This window comes from Thermohalobaculum sediminis, assembly GCF_023487995.1.
GTDB classification, from domain to species: Bacteria; Pseudomonadota; Alphaproteobacteria; order Rhodobacterales; family Rhodobacteraceae; genus Thermohalobaculum; species Thermohalobaculum sediminis.
The window spans coordinates 244,775-259,638 of sequence record NZ_JAMFKN010000006.1; the positions used below are offsets into that span (position 1 = coordinate 244,775).

Annotated in this window: 14 protein-coding genes; 8 read left to right on the forward strand and 6 right to left on the reverse strand. The window is 68.4% G+C overall.

Translation table 11 applies throughout. The features are described 5' to 3' along the window. Nucleotide 1 precedes the first annotated feature (1 nt). Entirely contained in the window at nucleotides 2–718 is a 717-nt protein-coding gene (locus M1105_RS14015; protein ID WP_249580996.1) for a GntR family transcriptional regulator, read from the reverse strand. Between the two features lie 223 nt (nucleotides 719–941). Here M1105_RS14015 and M1105_RS14020 point away from each other — a divergent pair, with 223 nt between their 5' ends. The 8 genes from M1105_RS14020 to M1105_RS14055 all read left to right on the forward strand — a co-directional run bounded on the left by M1105_RS14020 (nucleotide 942) and on the right by M1105_RS14055 (nucleotide 9,564). Further along, entirely contained in the window at nucleotides 942–1,958 is a 1,017-nt protein-coding gene (locus tag M1105_RS14020) for a TRAP transporter substrate-binding protein (RefSeq protein WP_249580997.1), read from the forward strand. Between the two features lie 112 nt (nucleotides 1,959–2,070). Further along, nucleotides 2,071–2,880 carry a TRAP transporter small permease subunit gene (locus M1105_RS14025; RefSeq protein ID WP_249580998.1) on the forward strand — a complete coding sequence of 270 codons (810 nt, stop codon included), beginning with the start codon at nucleotides 2,071–2,073 and terminating at the stop codon, nucleotides 2,878–2,880. A gap of 1 nt (nucleotide 2,881) precedes the next feature. Continuing rightward, nucleotides 2,882–4,477, forward strand: a complete 1,596-nt coding sequence (locus tag M1105_RS14030) for a TRAP transporter large permease (protein WP_249580999.1) — start codon at nucleotides 2,882–2,884, stop codon at nucleotides 4,475–4,477. Nucleotides 4,478–4,562: 85 nt separating this feature from the next. Beyond that, the gene (locus tag M1105_RS14035) at nucleotides 4,563–5,504 is read left to right on the forward strand and encodes a phytanoyl-CoA dioxygenase family protein (protein ID WP_249581000.1); all 942 of its coding nucleotides are present in this window, start codon (nucleotides 4,563–4,565) and stop codon (nucleotides 5,502–5,504) included. A 9-nt stretch (nucleotides 5,505–5,513) separates the two neighbouring features. Continuing rightward, nucleotides 5,514–7,004, forward strand: a complete 1,491-nt coding sequence (locus M1105_RS14040; RefSeq protein WP_249581001.1) for a UxaA family hydrolase — start codon at nucleotides 5,514–5,516, stop codon at nucleotides 7,002–7,004. 40 nt (nucleotides 7,005–7,044) lie between these two features. After that, a complete protein-coding gene (locus M1105_RS14045) occupies nucleotides 7,045–7,929 on the forward strand; it encodes an NAD(P)-dependent oxidoreductase (protein ID WP_249581002.1) in 885 nt (294 codons plus the stop codon). Nucleotides 7,930–7,933: 4 nt separating this feature from the next. After that, nucleotides 7,934–8,659, forward strand: a complete 726-nt coding sequence (locus M1105_RS14050) for an SDR family oxidoreductase (protein WP_249581003.1) — start codon at nucleotides 7,934–7,936, stop codon at nucleotides 8,657–8,659. Continuing rightward, nucleotides 8,659–9,564: a DMT family transporter gene (locus M1105_RS14055; RefSeq protein WP_249581004.1), complete on the forward strand. Its 906-nt coding sequence runs from the start codon at nucleotides 8,659–8,661 to the stop codon at nucleotides 9,562–9,564. Before M1105_RS14050 ends, M1105_RS14055 begins: the two co-directional genes overlap by 1 nt. Before the next feature lie 9 nt (nucleotides 9,565–9,573). Here M1105_RS14055 and M1105_RS14060 read toward each other — a convergent pair whose 3' ends face one another. From M1105_RS14060 to M1105_RS14080, 5 genes are all read right to left on the reverse strand, one after another. Further along, nucleotides 9,574–10,308 carry an SDR family oxidoreductase gene (locus M1105_RS14060; RefSeq protein ID WP_249581005.1) on the reverse strand — a complete coding sequence of 245 codons (735 nt, stop codon included), beginning with the start codon at nucleotides 10,306–10,308 and terminating at the stop codon, nucleotides 9,574–9,576. A gap of 11 nt (nucleotides 10,309–10,319) precedes the next feature. Next, complete coding sequence (locus M1105_RS14065; protein ID WP_249581006.1) at nucleotides 10,320–12,101, reverse strand: IlvD/Edd family dehydratase; 1,782 nt, start codon at nucleotides 12,099–12,101, stop codon at nucleotides 10,320–10,322. Nucleotides 12,102–12,180: 79 nt separating this feature from the next. Continuing rightward, nucleotides 12,181–13,071 carry a phytanoyl-CoA dioxygenase family protein gene (locus tag M1105_RS14070; protein WP_249581007.1) on the reverse strand — a complete coding sequence of 297 codons (891 nt, stop codon included), beginning with the start codon at nucleotides 13,069–13,071 and terminating at the stop codon, nucleotides 12,181–12,183. Further along, a complete protein-coding gene (locus M1105_RS14075; RefSeq protein ID WP_249581008.1) occupies nucleotides 13,058–13,993 on the reverse strand; it encodes an NAD(P)-dependent oxidoreductase in 936 nt (311 codons plus the stop codon). The genes M1105_RS14070 and M1105_RS14075 overlap by 14 nt, the downstream gene beginning before the upstream one ends. 19 nt (nucleotides 13,994–14,012) lie before the next feature. Then, nucleotides 14,013–14,774, reverse strand: coding sequence for an SDR family oxidoreductase (locus M1105_RS14080; RefSeq protein WP_249581009.1), 762 nt, complete (start codon nucleotides 14,772–14,774; stop codon nucleotides 14,013–14,015). Nucleotides 14,775–14,864 lie beyond the last annotated feature (90 nt).

The window sequence follows — 14,864 nt, forward strand, 5'->3', positions numbered from 1 at the left end:
GTCAGAGCGCGGCACCCGCGTGCCGCGCGGCGGCCGCCTCGGACTCGGGCTCGGGGGCAGGGGGCTCCTCGGCGGTCTCCCCGGCAAGGTAGCGGCGGATATTGTCGAGCAGCGCCTCGAGATGGGCTTCGATCTCGACCTTGACCCGGTGCGGGTCGCGCGCCTCCAGCGCCGCAACGATCGCCCCATGCTGGCGCAGCACGCGGTCGCGGCTGCGGCGCTGCTTGGCCGAGAGATAGCGCGCGCGCCACAGCCGCGCGAGGAAACCCATGTGGGTCTCCCACAGCGCCCGGTTGTGCGATGCCCGGGCGATGGCGATGTGGAATTGCATGTCGATCTCGAACAGGTCGAGCGTGTCCACGCGGTCATAGGCGTCCGCGATCTGCTCGTGCAGGGCGCGGATCCGCGCGATCTCGGCGTCGCTCGCATGCCGGCAGGCCAACTCGCCCGACAAGAGCTCGAGCGCGCGCAGCACCTCGACCGACTCGGCGATCTCGCGGAAGCACGGGTTCGCGACGATCGGGCTGCGCGCGGGGCGCAGTTGCACCAGCCCCTCCTTGGCGAGGATGCGGATCGCCTCGCGCATCGGCGTGCGGCTGACATCCATCTCCTCGGCCAGCACGCGCTCCTTGATCGGCGCGCCGGGCGCAAGCTTTCCGCGCAGAATGTCACGCCTCAACTGATCGGCGATGTCGACGGACAGGGCTTCCCGTGCCACGCTCGCTCCATCTCTGATTCCGGGTCTGCGCCGCGCCCCGCGGAAGGCCCGCACTGCAGGGAGGACATCGGGCGAGCCCACGAATTTGGTATACCATTTTTCGTTGATTGTCGAGACTCTGCCGTTTATACGGTCAACTGAATGGTATACCATTCTAGCCTGCCGGCCGGTGGGCCTGCTCGAGAGAAACGGCGGAACGTATCGCCGAACAGGGAGGAAGACGATGAAGTTCAAGGGTTTCCTGGTCTCGGTCGCGGCTGCGGCCCTGCTTGTCGCCCCGGCGGCCGCGCAAAGCGTGACGCTGCGCATCCAGACGCACTACGCGCCCGAGACGGTCTCGGGCAAGCTCGCCGGCCAGTTCGTCGATGACGTGCAGACCATGTCGGGCGGCGACATCAAGATCGAGATGTTCTACTCGTCCTCGGTCGTCGCGACCGTCGAGACCTTCGATGCGGCCGCCAACGGCATCCTCGACTGCGACATGACCGGCGGCGCCTATCAGACCGGCAAGAACGCGGGCTTCCAGTTCGTCGGCGACATCATGGGCGGCTATGACACGCCCTATCAGCAGCTCTCGTGGCTCTATCACGGCGGCGGCTACGACGCGGCCCAGCAGCTTTACAACGCCCAGGGCATGCAGCTGATCGGCTGGTGGATCTACGGCCAGGAATCCTTCGCCTCGAACAAGCCACTCACCGGCGTGGCCGACCTCAAGGACTGGAAGTTCCGCTCGCCTCCGGGGCTCGAGACCGACATCTTCGCCTCGCTCGGCGCCTCGCCGATCGTGATGGACTTCACCGAGATCTTCACCGCGCTCGAGACCAAGATCATCGACGGCGCCGATGCCTCGGGTCTTGCGAACAACAAGGGCATGGGGCTCTACGACATCTCCAAGCACGCGACCTTCCCGGGCTTCCACTCGATGCCCTCGGACCATCTCGCCTGCAACAAGGCGGTGTGGGACGGGTTGACCGATGCGCAGCGCCGCATCATCGACACCGCGATGCAGAAGCTGTCGCTGCAGACCGCGCTGACCTTCGAGCGCGCCAATGCCGCGGCTGCCGCTCAGCTCGAGGCCCAGGGCGTGAGCCTGCACAACTGGTCGCGCGAGGAACGCATGAAGTTCCGCGAGGCCGCGCAGACCCAGTGGGATGTCTGGGCCCAGAAGTCGCCCGAGGCCAAGGCCCTGGTCGAGAGCCATCGCGCCTATCTCAAGGAACTCGGCCTCCTGGCCAATTGACCTGCCCTGCATGACGGCAGTCTGACGCCGATCGGGGCGGGCCCTTGCGGGACCGCCCCGTCTTCCCGGCGGCAGCGGGACGCGGCGGCGCGCGAGAATTGTGGGGGAGGCCATGCAGGACCAGAGCGTTTGGCTTGGGCGGCTGAGGCGGCCCGTGAGACTTGCCGCGATCTGCCTCGGGGCGCTGACGCTCGCGATCGCCGCGATCCTGATCGTGGGACAGGTGACCGGAGCCGGCGGCGTGTCGATGTACGAGATGCTGCGCCCCGCCGGACGGCCGATGGCCTATGCGATGCTGTTCTCGTTGTTCGGGACGCTCGCCCTCGCCTCAGTCTACCTCTCCGACACCGCCGGCGCGATCGAGCCGCAGCGCACCGGGCCCATGGATCTCGTCTCGCTCGTGCTGGCGCGCGTGGCGATGATCGGGACCGCGGCCATCGTCATCGTGATGTTCTACGAGGTCGTGGCGCGCTACGTGTTCGAGAAGCCCACGCTCTGGGCCAACGAGCTCTCGCTGTGGATCGCGGGCTTCGTGCTGCTGTTCGCCGGGCAGTACGCGATGCAGCAGCGCTCGCACATCCGCATCTACATCATCTACGACATCATGCCCCGCTGGATGCAGAAGCTTGCGGACTGCATGTCGGTCGCGCTGATCTGGGCCTTTGCCGCCGCCCTCGTCTGGGGCGGCTTCAACGAGGCGCGCGACAAGCTCCTGCGCCTCGAGACCTTCGGCACCGCCTGGGACCCCCCGCTGCCCGCAACCATCAAGCCTGCGATCCTGATCGTGGTCTGCCTCGTCGCGCTTCAGGCGCTCTCGAACCTGATCGCCGACTGGAACAAGGCGCCCGAGATCCACACCCCCGCCGACGAGATCGACGAGGCCGAGATCGAGAACATCCGCCGCACGCTGGGGGACAACTGAGATGGACATCGGAACGATCAGCCTCGTGCTCCTCGTCGGCATGTTCGTGCTGCTGGCGATGGGCATGCCGCTGGGCTTCGCGTCCGCCTTCCTTGCGGTCGCGACACTGGTGATGAAGTTCGGGCCGGACATTCTGTTCCGCGACTTCGGCCGCGGGCCGCTGTCAGTGCTGGGGCAGGCGGTCTACCGCCAGATGACGAACTACGTCCTGATATCGGTGCCGCTGTTCATATTCATGGCCTCGCTGCTCGAGCGATCGGGCATCGCGCAGAGCATGTACAGCTCGCTCAACGTGTGGCTGTCGCGCACCCGGGGCGGCATCGCGATCGTCACCTCGATCATGGCGGTCATCATGGCGGCGATGTCCGGCATCATCGGCGGCGAGGTGGTTCTGCTCGGCCTGATCGCGCTGCCGCAGATGCTGCGGCTGGGTTACAATCAGAACCTCGCCATCGGCACGATCTGCGCAAGCGGCAGCCTCGGCACGATGATCCCGCCCTCGATCGTGCTGATCTTCTACGGGCTGGTGACCGAGACCTCGATCAAGGCGCTGTTCACCGCCTCGTTCCTGCCGGGCTTCATGCTCGCCTCGTTCTTCATTATCTATATTGTGATCCGCACGCAGCTCGATCCCGATCAGGCGCCGCTGCCGCCGCCCGATCCGAACGACCCTCCGGGGGCCGAGAAGGCGCTGATGTTCCTGGGCTTCCTTTCCCGCTTTGCGATGTGGGCGACGGCGGTACTGCTGCTGCGCGCGGTCTTCTTCACGGCGACGGGCTTCAACGCCGTGACCGAGGGCGTCGACGCGATCCCGCTCGGCATGGCCTCGGACATCCCTTGGCTCGCGGGCGGCTTCGTGCTGGCACTGGCGCTCGTCCAGTTCGTCATCGGCCGCGAGCGCGCCGCGCGCGGCTGGGAGATGGGCAAGGGCCTGATCGCGCCGATCATCGTGATCGGCGTGGTGCTGGGCTCGATCTATGGCGGCATCACCGGCATCACCGAAGCCGCCGGCATGGGCGTGATCGCGGTCTTCGTGATCGGCCTCGTGCGGCGCGAGATGACCTTCGAGATCGTGTGGGACGCGCTGATGCGCACGCTCAGGTCGACCGGCACGATCATCTGGGTGACGATCGGCGCCGCCGCGCTGGCGGCCGCCTACACGCTCGCGGGCGGGCCGACCTATGTCGCCAACATGATCGTCGGCGCCGAGCTGCCGACCATGGGAATCATCCTGGTGATGATGCTGATCTTCCTGATCATGGGCATGTTCATGGACTGGGTCGGCATCGTTCTGCTGATCATGCCGGTCTTCCTGCCGATCGTGCTCAAGCTGCCGCCCGAGGAACTGGGCTTCGTCGGCTCGATCGACCCCAAATACGTGGCGATCTGGTTCGGCGTGGTGTTCTGCATGAACATGCAGGTGAGCTTCCTGTCGCCGCCCTTCGGCCCGGCGGCATTCTACCTGAAGTCGGTGGCCCCGCCGCAGATCTCGCTGACCGACATCTTCCGGGGCTTCCTGCCCTTCATCGGCATCCAGTTGCTTGCGCTTTCGGTCCTGCTGATCTGGCCGCCCATCGTCACGCTGTTCCTCGGCTAGGGCAGGAAGGGGCTGGGGGCGCGCCCGCAAGTCCGGGCGCCTCCCCCGGCCGTCCGCAACCACCTGCGACAGACGGAGACGGCTCATGCTGAGCCCCGAGCAGATCGCCCGCTTCCACGCCGACGGCGTCCTCGTCGTGCCCGGCGTGCTGGATCCTGGGCTCATCGCGCGCATTCGTGCCGAATATGCGGCGCTGATCGACCGCCTCCATGCCGGCTGGCAGGCGCAGGGCCGCGTTCCGGCGGGCGCGGGGCTCGACTTCTGGGACAAGCTGCTGGTCAGCTACCGGGCGGGCTGCGACTGGTTCCAGCCGATGGACATCTCGCTGCCGGGCGACGAGATCCGGCCCGACACGCCGTTCCATTTCGGCCCGGCGGTGTTCGACATGGTGACGGCGCCGCGCCTGCTCGACCTTGTCGAGTGCCTCATCGGGCCCGAGATCACCTCGAACCCGATCCAGCATGTCCGCCTCAAGCCGCCCGCGGACGTGCTGAGGGGCGACGAGGCCCGCGCCCATATCACCGCGACCGACTGGCACCAGGACCGCGCGGTGGCCCATGCCGAGGCCGACGCGACCCGGATGGTCACCGTCTGGCTAGCCATCACGGACGCGACCGAGGAGAACGGCTGCCTGCAGGTCATCCCCGGCACGCCGCGCATGTATCCGCACTGCCCGCGCAGGCAGACCGCCATCGCGGAGGGCTTCATCGACCCGCGCGAGGCCCGGCCGCTGCCGGTCGGGGCAGGGGGCGCCGTGATCCTGCACCCGCTCACGCCGCACGCATCGCTGCCGAACCGCTCCGGGCGGTTCCGCTGGTCCTTCGACATCCGCTACAATGTCACCGGCCAGCCGACGGGACGGGCGCATTTCCCATCCTTCGTCGCGCGCTCGCGCGCCGATCCGCGAGCCGTGCTCTCGGACTGGCGCGAGTGGCGCGCGCTTTGGGTTGCGGCGCGCGCGGGTCTTGCCGGGCAGCCGCATGTCCCGATCCATCGCTGGCGGGCCGACAGCCCCGCCTGTGCCTAAGGTAGAACCATGAAAATCGTCCGTCTGGCCGAGGCCGACAATGTCGTCACCGCGATCTCGCCGCTTGCAGTGGGCGACGAGGGCGCGATCCAGCTGATTCCCCGGGGCCACAAGATGGCGACCGAGGCGATCGCAAAGGGCTCGCCGGTCCGCAAATACGCCCAGCTCATCGGCTACGCGGCGGAGGACATCGCCCCCGGCGCCCATGTCCACACCCACAACCTCGATTTTCGCAACGTCGAGGCCGAGTACGAGTTCTCGACCAATCTACGCCCCGCAGCCCCGGCCCGGACGCGTGACAGCTTCATGGGCTTCCGCCGCCCAACCGGGCGCGTCGGCACGCGCAACTACATCGCGGTAATCACCTCGGTGAACTGCTCGGCCACCGCCGCGCGCATGATCTCCGCCCACTTCACGCCCGAACGCCTCGCGCCCTATCCCAATGTCGACGGGGTCGCGGCCTTCGTGCATGGCACCGGCTGCGGCATGGCGGGCTCGGGTGACGGGTTCGAGGCGCTGCAGCGCGTGATGTGGGGCTATGCCCGCAACCCCAATGTCGGCGGCGTCTTGATGGCGGGGTTGGGCTGCGAGATGAACCAGATCGACTGGCTGATCGAGGCCTTTGGCCTGACGCCGGGGCCGCTGTTCCAGACGATGAACATCCAGGACGTGGGCGGCTTGCGGCGGACCGTCGAGCTTGGCGTCCGCAAGATCGAGGCGATGCTGCCCCTCGTGAACGCCTCCGAGCGCGAGGAATGCCCGGCCTCCGAGCTCATGGTGGCCCTCCAGTGCGGCGGCTCGGACGCGTGGTCTGGCATCACCGCGAACCCCGCGCTGGGCCATGCCTGCGATCTGCTCGTCGCCCAAGGGGGGACGGGAGTGCTCGCGGAGACGCCCGAGATCTACGGCGCCGAGCACCTGCTGACCGCCCGTGCCGTCAGCCGCGAGGTGGGCGACAAGCTGATCGGCCTGATCCGCTGGTGGGAGGACTACACCGCCCGCAACCGCGGCTCGATGGACAACAACCCCTCGCCCGGCAACAAGAAGGGCGGGCTCACCACGATCCTGGAAAAGAGCCTCGGCGCCGCCGCCAAGGGCGGCACGACACCACTGACCGGCGTCTACAAGTACGCCGAGCCGGTGACGGCGCGGGGCTTTGTCTTCATGGACAGCCCCGGCTACGACCCTGCCAGCGTGACCGGCCAGATCGCGTCGGGCTGCAACCTTGTGGCCTTCACGACCGGGCGCGGCTCGGCCTTCGGCGCCAAGCCCTCGCCGTCGCTGAAGATCGCCACCAATACCGAGATGTACGAGCGCCTCACCGAGGACATGGACATCAACGCCGGGCGCATCCTCACACATGGCGCCAGCGTCGAGGAGGTGGGACGCGAGATCTACCAGACGTGGCTCCGTGTCGCCTCGGGCGAAAAGACCAAGTCCGAGGCGCAGGGCCTTGGCGACTACGAGTTCGTCCCCTGGCAGATCGGCGCGGTGATGTGACCGGCCCCCGGGGGGGGACGGGCAGGCGGAGAGAATGACCATGACGAAACCCGCGATCGGATTCATCGGCCTTGGCCTCATGGGCCGGGCGATGGTGAGCAGGCTCCAGAACAAGGGCTATGCGCTGCATGTCCTCGGCCACCGCGACCGCAGCGGCGTCGAAGCGGCGGTTGCCCGCGGCGCGACCGAGGCGGCGAACGCCCGCGAGATCGCCGCGCGCAGCGACATCGTGATGTTCTGCATGGGCACCTCGGACCATGTCGAGGCCCGGGTCTACGGCGATGACGGCGTGCTCGCGGGCGTGCGACCGGGTCAGGTGGTGATCGACTTCGGCACCTCGCTGCCCGGCTCGACCCGAAAGATCGCGGCCGACATGGCCGCGAAGGGAGCGCAGTATCTCGATGCGCCGCTGGGCCGCACGCCGGCTCATGCCGTGGACGGGCTCCTCAACATCATGTGTGCGGGCGACGAGGATGCGTTCGCGCGCGTGCGCCCGGTGCTCGCCGATCTGGGCGAGAACGTCTTCCATCTCGGAGCATCCGGGGCGGGGCACACGATCAAGCTGATCAACAACTTCTTCGCCATGACCACCGCCTGCGCGATGTCGGAGGCCTTTGCGATGGCCGACGCCGCCGGGATCGGGCGCGAGACGCTCTACGGCGTGATGTCCGCGGGGCCGCTGCGCTCGGGGATGATGGACTTCATCCGCAACTACGCGGCCGAGGGCAAGATCGACCTCGCCTTCTCGGTCGCGAACGCGGCCAAGGACGTGGGGTACTACCGGCGCATGGCAGAGGAGCTTGGCACCCGCTCGCGCATGTCGGGGGCGGCGGACGCATTGCTGCGGGAGGCCCGCGACAGCGGTTTCGGCGACAAGATGGTGCCCGAGATGATCGACTACCTCGCGGCCCGGCTGAAGGATTGAGCACATGAGACTTGCCGGCAAGCGAGCCTTCGTCACCGCCGCGGGGCAGGGGATCGGCCGTGCCATCGCTGAGGCTTACGCGGCCGAGGGCGCCCATGTGGTTGCGACCGACCTGCACGCCGCGCCGCTCCACGGGCTCGGCGTGGCCGAGGGCTTCGCGCTCGACGTCACCGACAAGGCCGCGCTTCAGGAGGCAGTCAGGCGGGCCGCGCCCGACATCCTGGTCAACTGCGCGGGCTTCGTGCACGCCGGCACCATTGCCGAGGCGACCGACGCCGAGTTCGATTTTGCCATGAACCTCAACGTCCGGTCGCAGTTCCACGCGATGCAGGCGGCGATCCCCGGCATGATCGCGCGGGGCGGCGGCTCGATCGTCAACATCGCCTCGGTCGCCTCGTCGATCATCGCAGCACCCAACCGCTTCATCTACGGCATGACCAAGGCCGCGGTGATCGGCATGACGAAGTCGGTGGCGCTCGACCACGTGACCAAGGGGGTGCGCTGCAACTGCATCTGCCCGGGCACGGTCGACAGCCCCTCGCTGCACGACCGGCTGCGCGCGACCGGGGACTACGAGGGCGCGATGGCCGCCTTCATCGCCCGGCAGCCCATGGGCCGGATCGGCCGGGCCGAGGAAATCGCGAGCCTCGCCGTCCATCTCGGCTCGGACGAGAGCGCGTTCACCACGGGACAGGCGCATGTCGTCGATGGCGGCTGGGCCACCGGCTGATGGTGCACTCCGCCGGCATCGCCCCGCGCGAGGAGCGCGCCGCCCTCGGCCTCGGCGTCATGGCCCTGGCGGTGTGCTTCTTCACGATGATCGACACCTCGGCCAAGTGGCTGCTGCTGGCGGGGCTGCCGGCGCTTCAGGTCGTGTTCGTGCGCTATGCCGGGCATTTCATCTTCGCGCTGGCGATGTTCCTGCCGCGCGAGGGGCGCGCGGCCTTCCGCTCGAACGCGCCCGTCAAGCAGTTCTTTCGCTCGTTCTTCCTGTTCGCCAGCACCGCGCTCAACTTCACCGCGCTGAAATACCTGCCGATCACCGTGACCACGACCATCATGTTCGCCGGGCCCATCGTGGTCACGCTGCTCGCCATCCCGATGCTGGGCGAGCGGGTGGGCCAGCACCGCATCGCTGCCGTCTGCGTGGGGTTCATTGGGGTCTTGGTGGTGATGCAGCCCTGGGGCGCGGCGTTCCAGCCCGAGATGTTCCTTTCGCTCGGCGCGCTCACGATGGCGTCGCTCTATTTCATCCTCACCCGGATGCTGGCGGGGGTGGAATCGAACGCGACCAGCCAGCTCTGGTCCTCGGGCCTCGCGGCCGTGTGTCTCGCGCCCTTCGCGCTGCCGCTGTGGGTCTGGCCCGCGGGCGGGATAGACCTGGTGGCGCTGGCGCTGATCGGCGTGTTCGGGGCGCTGGGGCACATCGCGGCCACCTCGGCGCACCGGCTTGCGGATGCCTCGATCCTCGCGCCGGTGATCTACATCCAGATCCTGCTGGCCGCGGTCGCGGGCGTTCTGGTGTTCGACACCTGGCCCACGGTCTGGACGCTAGGCGGCGGGCTGATCATCGCGGGGGCCGGGCTCTACATCTGGCACCGCGAGCGGTATCGCGCCCGGGCGCAGGCGCGTTGAGGCGGGGCCTCAGCCCCGCCCGACGAAGGGCATGTTGGTCGCCATCACCGTGATGAACTGCACGTTCGCGTCCAGCGGCAACGAGGCCATGTGCAGGACCGAGCTTGCGACATGGGCAACGTCCATCACCGGCTCGATGGCGATCGAGCCATCGGCCTGCGGCACACCCTTGGTCATCTTCGCTGCCATGTCGGTCAGCGCGTTGCCGATGTCGATCTGCCCGCAGGCGATGGAGAAGGGCCGCCCGTCTAGCGCTATCGACTTGGTGAGCCCGGTGATCGCGTGTTTCGAGGCGGTATAGGGCGTCGAGCCCCAGCGCGGCGCATGGGCCGAGATCGAGCCGTTGTTGATGATCCGCCCGCCCTGCGGATCCTGCGCGCGCATGATCCGGAACGCCGCGCGGGCGGCGACGAAGGCGCCCGTGAGGTTGACCTCGATCACATGGCGCCAGTCCGCGACCGGGATCTCGTCGATCGGCGCGCCGGGCACGTTCACCCCCGCGTTGTTGAACAGCGCGTCGAGCCGCCCCCAGACGCCCGCCGCACGGCCGAAGGCGGCATCGACCGCCGCCTCGTCGGTCACGTCGCAGGGCAGGATCAGCGCTGCGGCGTGGCCTGCTGCGCTCTCGGCAAGCTGGGCCTCGCGCCGGCCGACGAGGCCCACCTGCCAGCCGGCGGCGAGGAAGGCGCGCGCGGTCGCCCGGCCGATGCCGCTGCCCGCGCCCGTCACGATGATCGACTGCATGGCGGGCCTCCTCAGTGGTTGTCGCGGGGAAGTTGCCGCACCACGCGGCGGTAGGCGGTGGCGAGCTCGAGGCAGCCGCCATCGGCAAGCTGGCCGACATGGGTGCGGTAGATCTCCTGCCAGGGTGTCTGGCTCTCGATCACGGGCGGCTCCCAGGCGTCCTTGCGCGCCTGCCACTCGGCGGGCGCGACCAGCGCGTCGAGCGTGCGCGCGTTGAGGTCGAGCCGCACCAAGTCGCCGGTCCTGAGATGCGCGAGCCCGCCGCCCACCACCGCCTCGGGCGAGGCGTTGAGGATCGAGGGGCTCTCGGACGTACCCGACTGGCGTCCGTCGCCGACCGTCGGCAGGTGGTTGATGCCCTGGCGGATGATCGCGTCGGGCGGCTGCATGTTCACCACCTCGGCCGAGCCCGGATAGCCCACGCAGCCCACGCCGCGGATGAACAGGATCGTGCGCTCGTCAATCCCCAGCGCCGGATCGTTGATCCGGTCGTGATAGTCCTCGGGGCCCTCGAAAACCACGGCGCGGGCCTCGAACACGCCCTCGCGCCCGGGCTCGGACAGGAAGCGCTTGCGGAAATCGGCCGAGATCACGCTGGTCTTCATCAGCGCCGAGTCGAACAGGTTACCCGAGAGCACGAGGAACCCGGCCTTCTCGCGCAAGGGCCTCGCGACAGGCGCAATCACGTCGGTATCGCGGCTCTCCCAGCCCGCGAGGTTCTCGCCCATCGTCCGACCTGTGGCGGTCATCGCGCCGTCGCGGATCAGTCCCGCCTTGCGCAGCTCGCCCATCACGGCGGGCACACCGCCCGCGCGGAAGAAGCTCTCGCCCAGGTAGGCGCCCGCCGGCTGCATGTTGACCAGAAGCGGCACCTCGAAGCCCACCGTCTCCCAGTCCTTCACGTTCAGCTCGACCCCCGCATGGCGGGCGATCGCCTGAAGGTGCGGCGGCGCGTTGGTCGAGCCGCCGATGGCCGAGTTGGTGACGATCGCGTTCTCGAAGGCCGCGCGCGTCAGGATGTCCGAGGGCTTGAGGTCCTCGTGCACCATGGCGACGATGCGCCTGCCGGTCTCGTAGGCCATCGCCATGCGCTCGCGGAAGGGCGCGGGGATCGCCGAGTTACCGGTCAGCGTCATGCCCAGCGCTTCGGCCATGGCGTTCATCGTGCTGGCCGTGCCCATGGTGTTGCAGTGCCCCAGCGACGGCGCCGAGGCGCAGACCCGGTCCATGAACTCGTCGTAGTCGATCTGCCCCTCGGCCAGCAGCCGGCGGCTTTCCCACACGATGGTGCCCGAGCCCGCCCGCCGGCCCTTCCACCAGCCATCCAGCATCGGCCCGCCATTGAGCGCGATGGCGGGCAGATCGACGGTTGCGGCTCCCATCAGCAAGGCGGGCGTGGTCTTGTCGCAGCCGGTGGTCAGCACAACGCCGTCGATGGGATAGCCGTGCAGCACCTCGACGAGGCTGAGATAGGTGAGGTTGCGATCGAGCGCCGCCGTCGGCCGCTTGCCGGTTTCCTGGATCGGGTGGACCGGAAACTCCATCGGAATCCCACCCGCGTCGCGGATGCCCGCCTTCACCCGGTCCACGAGGAAGACGTGGATTTTGTTGCAGGGCGCGATGTCGGAGCCGGTCTGGGCGATGCCGATGATCGGGCGCTCGCCCTGGATCTCGCCGCGCGTGTAGGCCTGGTTCTGGTAGCGCTCGACATAGAGCGCGGTCATCCCCGGATTGTTGGGGTTGTCGAACCATTCCTGTGAGCGGAATTTCTTGCCAGCCCGCGTGTTGCTCATGTCGTCAGGTCCTCCCGGGCCGTCATCTCGTGGCCATGTGTCAGTCTTCAGGGTGCGCGTTCGCGTGCCGCGCCCCGTGTCACCCGAAGGCGCTCTTCGCCCCCGCCGAGCCCTGCATCCGGAAGATCGACGAGGTGTCGGGCGCGGGCGGCAGGGGCATGCTCACCGGTACCTTCTCCAGCCGCGGCGTCAGGCAGGGGCTGCCGGTGATGGTGCGCTCCTGCAGATCGTCCCAGAAGCGCCGCTGCCCCAAGGCGTGAAAATATGAATTCGAGCCCAGGATCGGCCAGGCGTCGGCGCGGGCGATCTCGTAGAACAGGATCATCCGCGCACGGTCGCTGCGGTTCGGGGCCGAGCCGTGCAGGAGGCGCGCATGGTGCACCGTCATGCTGCCCGCCTTGCCGGTCAGCGTCACCGCCCGATTGCGCTCGAAAAGCGGGTCGCTCGGGTCGATCGCGCCGCAGAAGACGCCGTTGACGCGGTGGTCGAGGATCGGCCCGCGATGCGTGCCGGGGATCACCATAAGCGGCCCGTTTTCCTCGGTCACGTCCTCGAGCATCAGGCCGAAGGCCAGAAGGTCGTCATTGGTGTGCGGATAGAAGGCCCAGTCCTGATGCCACTCGACCGCCGCCCCCCCGCCCGGCGCCTTGGTGTTGAGCTTCGAGGTCAGGAGCGTGGTGTCGGGCCCCAGCAGGTCGGTCAGCACCTCGGTGATGCGCGAGTTGCGCAGCAGATCCCAGAAGAACGGGTCGCGCTTGTGCGGCAGCTTGATCCGCGTCAGCCGCGGCGTCGCGGGGCTGTGGCCCGCGTCGAGGTCATAGGCATCGTTGCTCTCGGTCACATGGCGCGAGCGCTCGATCAGCTCGCGCGTGATCGCCTGCGCGCACGCCAGCTGATCCGGCGTCACCGCGTTCTCGACCATCAGGTAGCCGTGCTCGGCGTAGAACGCCCTCTCGTCAGCGCTCAGCATCGCCCGACCCCCTGCGCACCGCCTCGGCCATGTCGATGCCGTTCAGGCGGCCGACATGGTCGGCCAGCATGGGCACGAAATCCTCGCCCCTGCCGATTGCCTCGACATGGGTGAAATAGTGCTTGATCGCGGCGCCCATGATGTTCACGACGCCCGCATCCGCGGCCATGCTCGCGACATAGCGCACGTCCTTCGAGGCATTGGCGATCGAGAAGCGATGCGCCTCGCGGTCGCGGTCGACGGTGTATTTCATGAAGGTCTCGAAGAAGCCGTTCGTCAGCCGCGAGCCGCCAATCACCTGCCGCACGGTCTGCGGCGCGAGGCCCACCTTGCTGCCCAGCACCACGGCTTCGGCATAGAGCGCGGCATAGCCCATGCCGATGAAGTTCATGATCAGCTTCATGCGGTGGGCCGAACCCACCGGGCCGATATGCGTGACGCTGCCGGCCCAGCAGTCGATCACCGGACGGATGCGGGCGAAGACGGCGTCGTCCGCGCCCACCATGGCGTCCAGCGTCCCGGCCTCGGCCTCCTTCGGCGTGCGGCCCAGGGGGGCGTCGGCCATGTGCATCCCCGCGGCCGCAAGGTCCGCCGCCAGCGCCACGGTCGAGACCGGGTCGGCGGTGGTCGCGTCGATCACGATCAGGCCCTTGCGGCCGGCGGCGATGATGCCGTCCTCGCCCCGGATCACCGCCTCGACCTGCGACGAGTTCGGCAGGCACAGGTGGATGATGTCGCAGGCCTCGGCCATAACGCGCGGGCTCGGCGCTTCGACCGCCCCGCGCGCCACCAGATCCTCGACCGGCGCGCGGCTGCGCCCGCCCTTCACATGCAGCGCATAGCCGTGCTTGAGGATGTTGGCGGCCATGCCATGCCCCATGGGGCCCACGCCGATGAAGCCGATGACAGGCTTGTCGCTCATCTTTTCGCTCCCGTTGCGGTCACAGGCAGGCGGTGATGCCGCCATCGACGAACAGCGTATGTCCGTTCACGAAATCGGACGCCGGCGCGGCGAGAAAGACGCAGGCGCCGATCAGGTCATCGACCTTGCCCCAGCGCCCCGCAGGCGTGCGCTTGCGCAGCCAGCCCGAGAACTCGGCATCCGCAACGAGGGGCGCGGTCAGCTCGGTCTCGAAATAGCCGGGCGCCAGCGCGTTGCAGTTGAGCCCCTTCGGCGCCCAGTCGGTCGCCATGCCCTTGGTGAAGTTCGCGACCGCGCCCTTCGAGGCGCAATAGGGCGCGATCCCTGGGCGCGACAGCGCGGTCTGCACGCTGGCGATGTTGATCATCTTGCCGCGCCCGCGAGCGATCATGTGCCGCGCCACCGCCTGGCTCACATTGAAGATCGAGCCGACATTCGTCGCCATGATCTGCTCGAACTTCTCCGGCGGGAAGTCCTCGAGCGGCGCGCGGTGGGTCATGCCGGCGTTGTTCACCAGGATGTCGATCGGGCCATGCGCCGCCTCGAAACCGTCGATGGCCGCGCGCACCGCGGCGTTGTCGGTCACGTCGAAGGGCAGTTCCAGCACCTCGTGACCCTGCGTGCGAAGGCGCGCTGCCGCCTCGGCCAGCCGCGCCGCGTTGCGCGCGTTCAGCACGATGCGCGCGCCATGCTCGGCAAGGCCCCGCGCCAGCGTGAAGCCGATGCCGGTGGACGAGCCGGTGACAAGCGCGGTCTTCCCGCCAAGGTCGAAGAGCTGCATGAACCTCCCCTGCGCCGTGCTCCCGGCATCGCGTTCGCGGTGTCGCGTTGCCGCGCGGCGGCACGTGCGTCTTGATGCTGGCGTAAAATG

Coding starts and splice junctions, on each gene's coding strand:
- M1105_RS14040 (WP_249581001.1), top strand. CDS start 5,514: ATGAAAATCGTCCGTCTGGCCGAGGCCGACAATGTCGTCACCGCGATC.
- M1105_RS14030 (WP_249580999.1), top strand. CDS start 2,882: ATGGACATCGGAACGATCAGCCTCGTGCTCCTCGTCGGCATGTTCGTG.
- M1105_RS14065 (WP_249581006.1), bottom strand. CDS start 12,101: ATGAGCAACACGCGGGCTGGCAAGAAATTCCGCTCACAGGAATGGTTC.
- M1105_RS14055 (WP_249581004.1), top strand. CDS start 8,659: ATGGTGCACTCCGCCGGCATCGCCCCGCGCGAGGAGCGCGCCGCCCTC.
- M1105_RS14080 (WP_249581009.1), bottom strand. CDS start 14,774: ATGCAGCTCTTCGACCTTGGCGGGAAGACCGCGCTTGTCACCGGCTCG.
- M1105_RS14070 (WP_249581007.1), bottom strand. CDS start 13,071: ATGCTGAGCGCTGACGAGAGGGCGTTCTACGCCGAGCACGGCTACCTG.
- M1105_RS14045 (WP_249581002.1), top strand. CDS start 7,045: ATGACGAAACCCGCGATCGGATTCATCGGCCTTGGCCTCATGGGCCGG.
- M1105_RS14075 (WP_249581008.1), bottom strand. CDS start 13,993: ATGAGCGACAAGCCTGTCATCGGCTTCATCGGCGTGGGCCCCATGGGG.
- M1105_RS14035 (WP_249581000.1), top strand. CDS start 4,563: ATGCTGAGCCCCGAGCAGATCGCCCGCTTCCACGCCGACGGCGTCCTC.
- M1105_RS14050 (WP_249581003.1), top strand. CDS start 7,934: ATGAGACTTGCCGGCAAGCGAGCCTTCGTCACCGCCGCGGGGCAGGGG.
- M1105_RS14025 (WP_249580998.1), top strand. CDS start 2,071: ATGCAGGACCAGAGCGTTTGGCTTGGGCGGCTGAGGCGGCCCGTGAGA.
- M1105_RS14020 (WP_249580997.1), top strand. CDS start 942: ATGAAGTTCAAGGGTTTCCTGGTCTCGGTCGCGGCTGCGGCCCTGCTT.
- M1105_RS14060 (WP_249581005.1), bottom strand. CDS start 10,308: ATGCAGTCGATCATCGTGACGGGCGCGGGCAGCGGCATCGGCCGGGCG.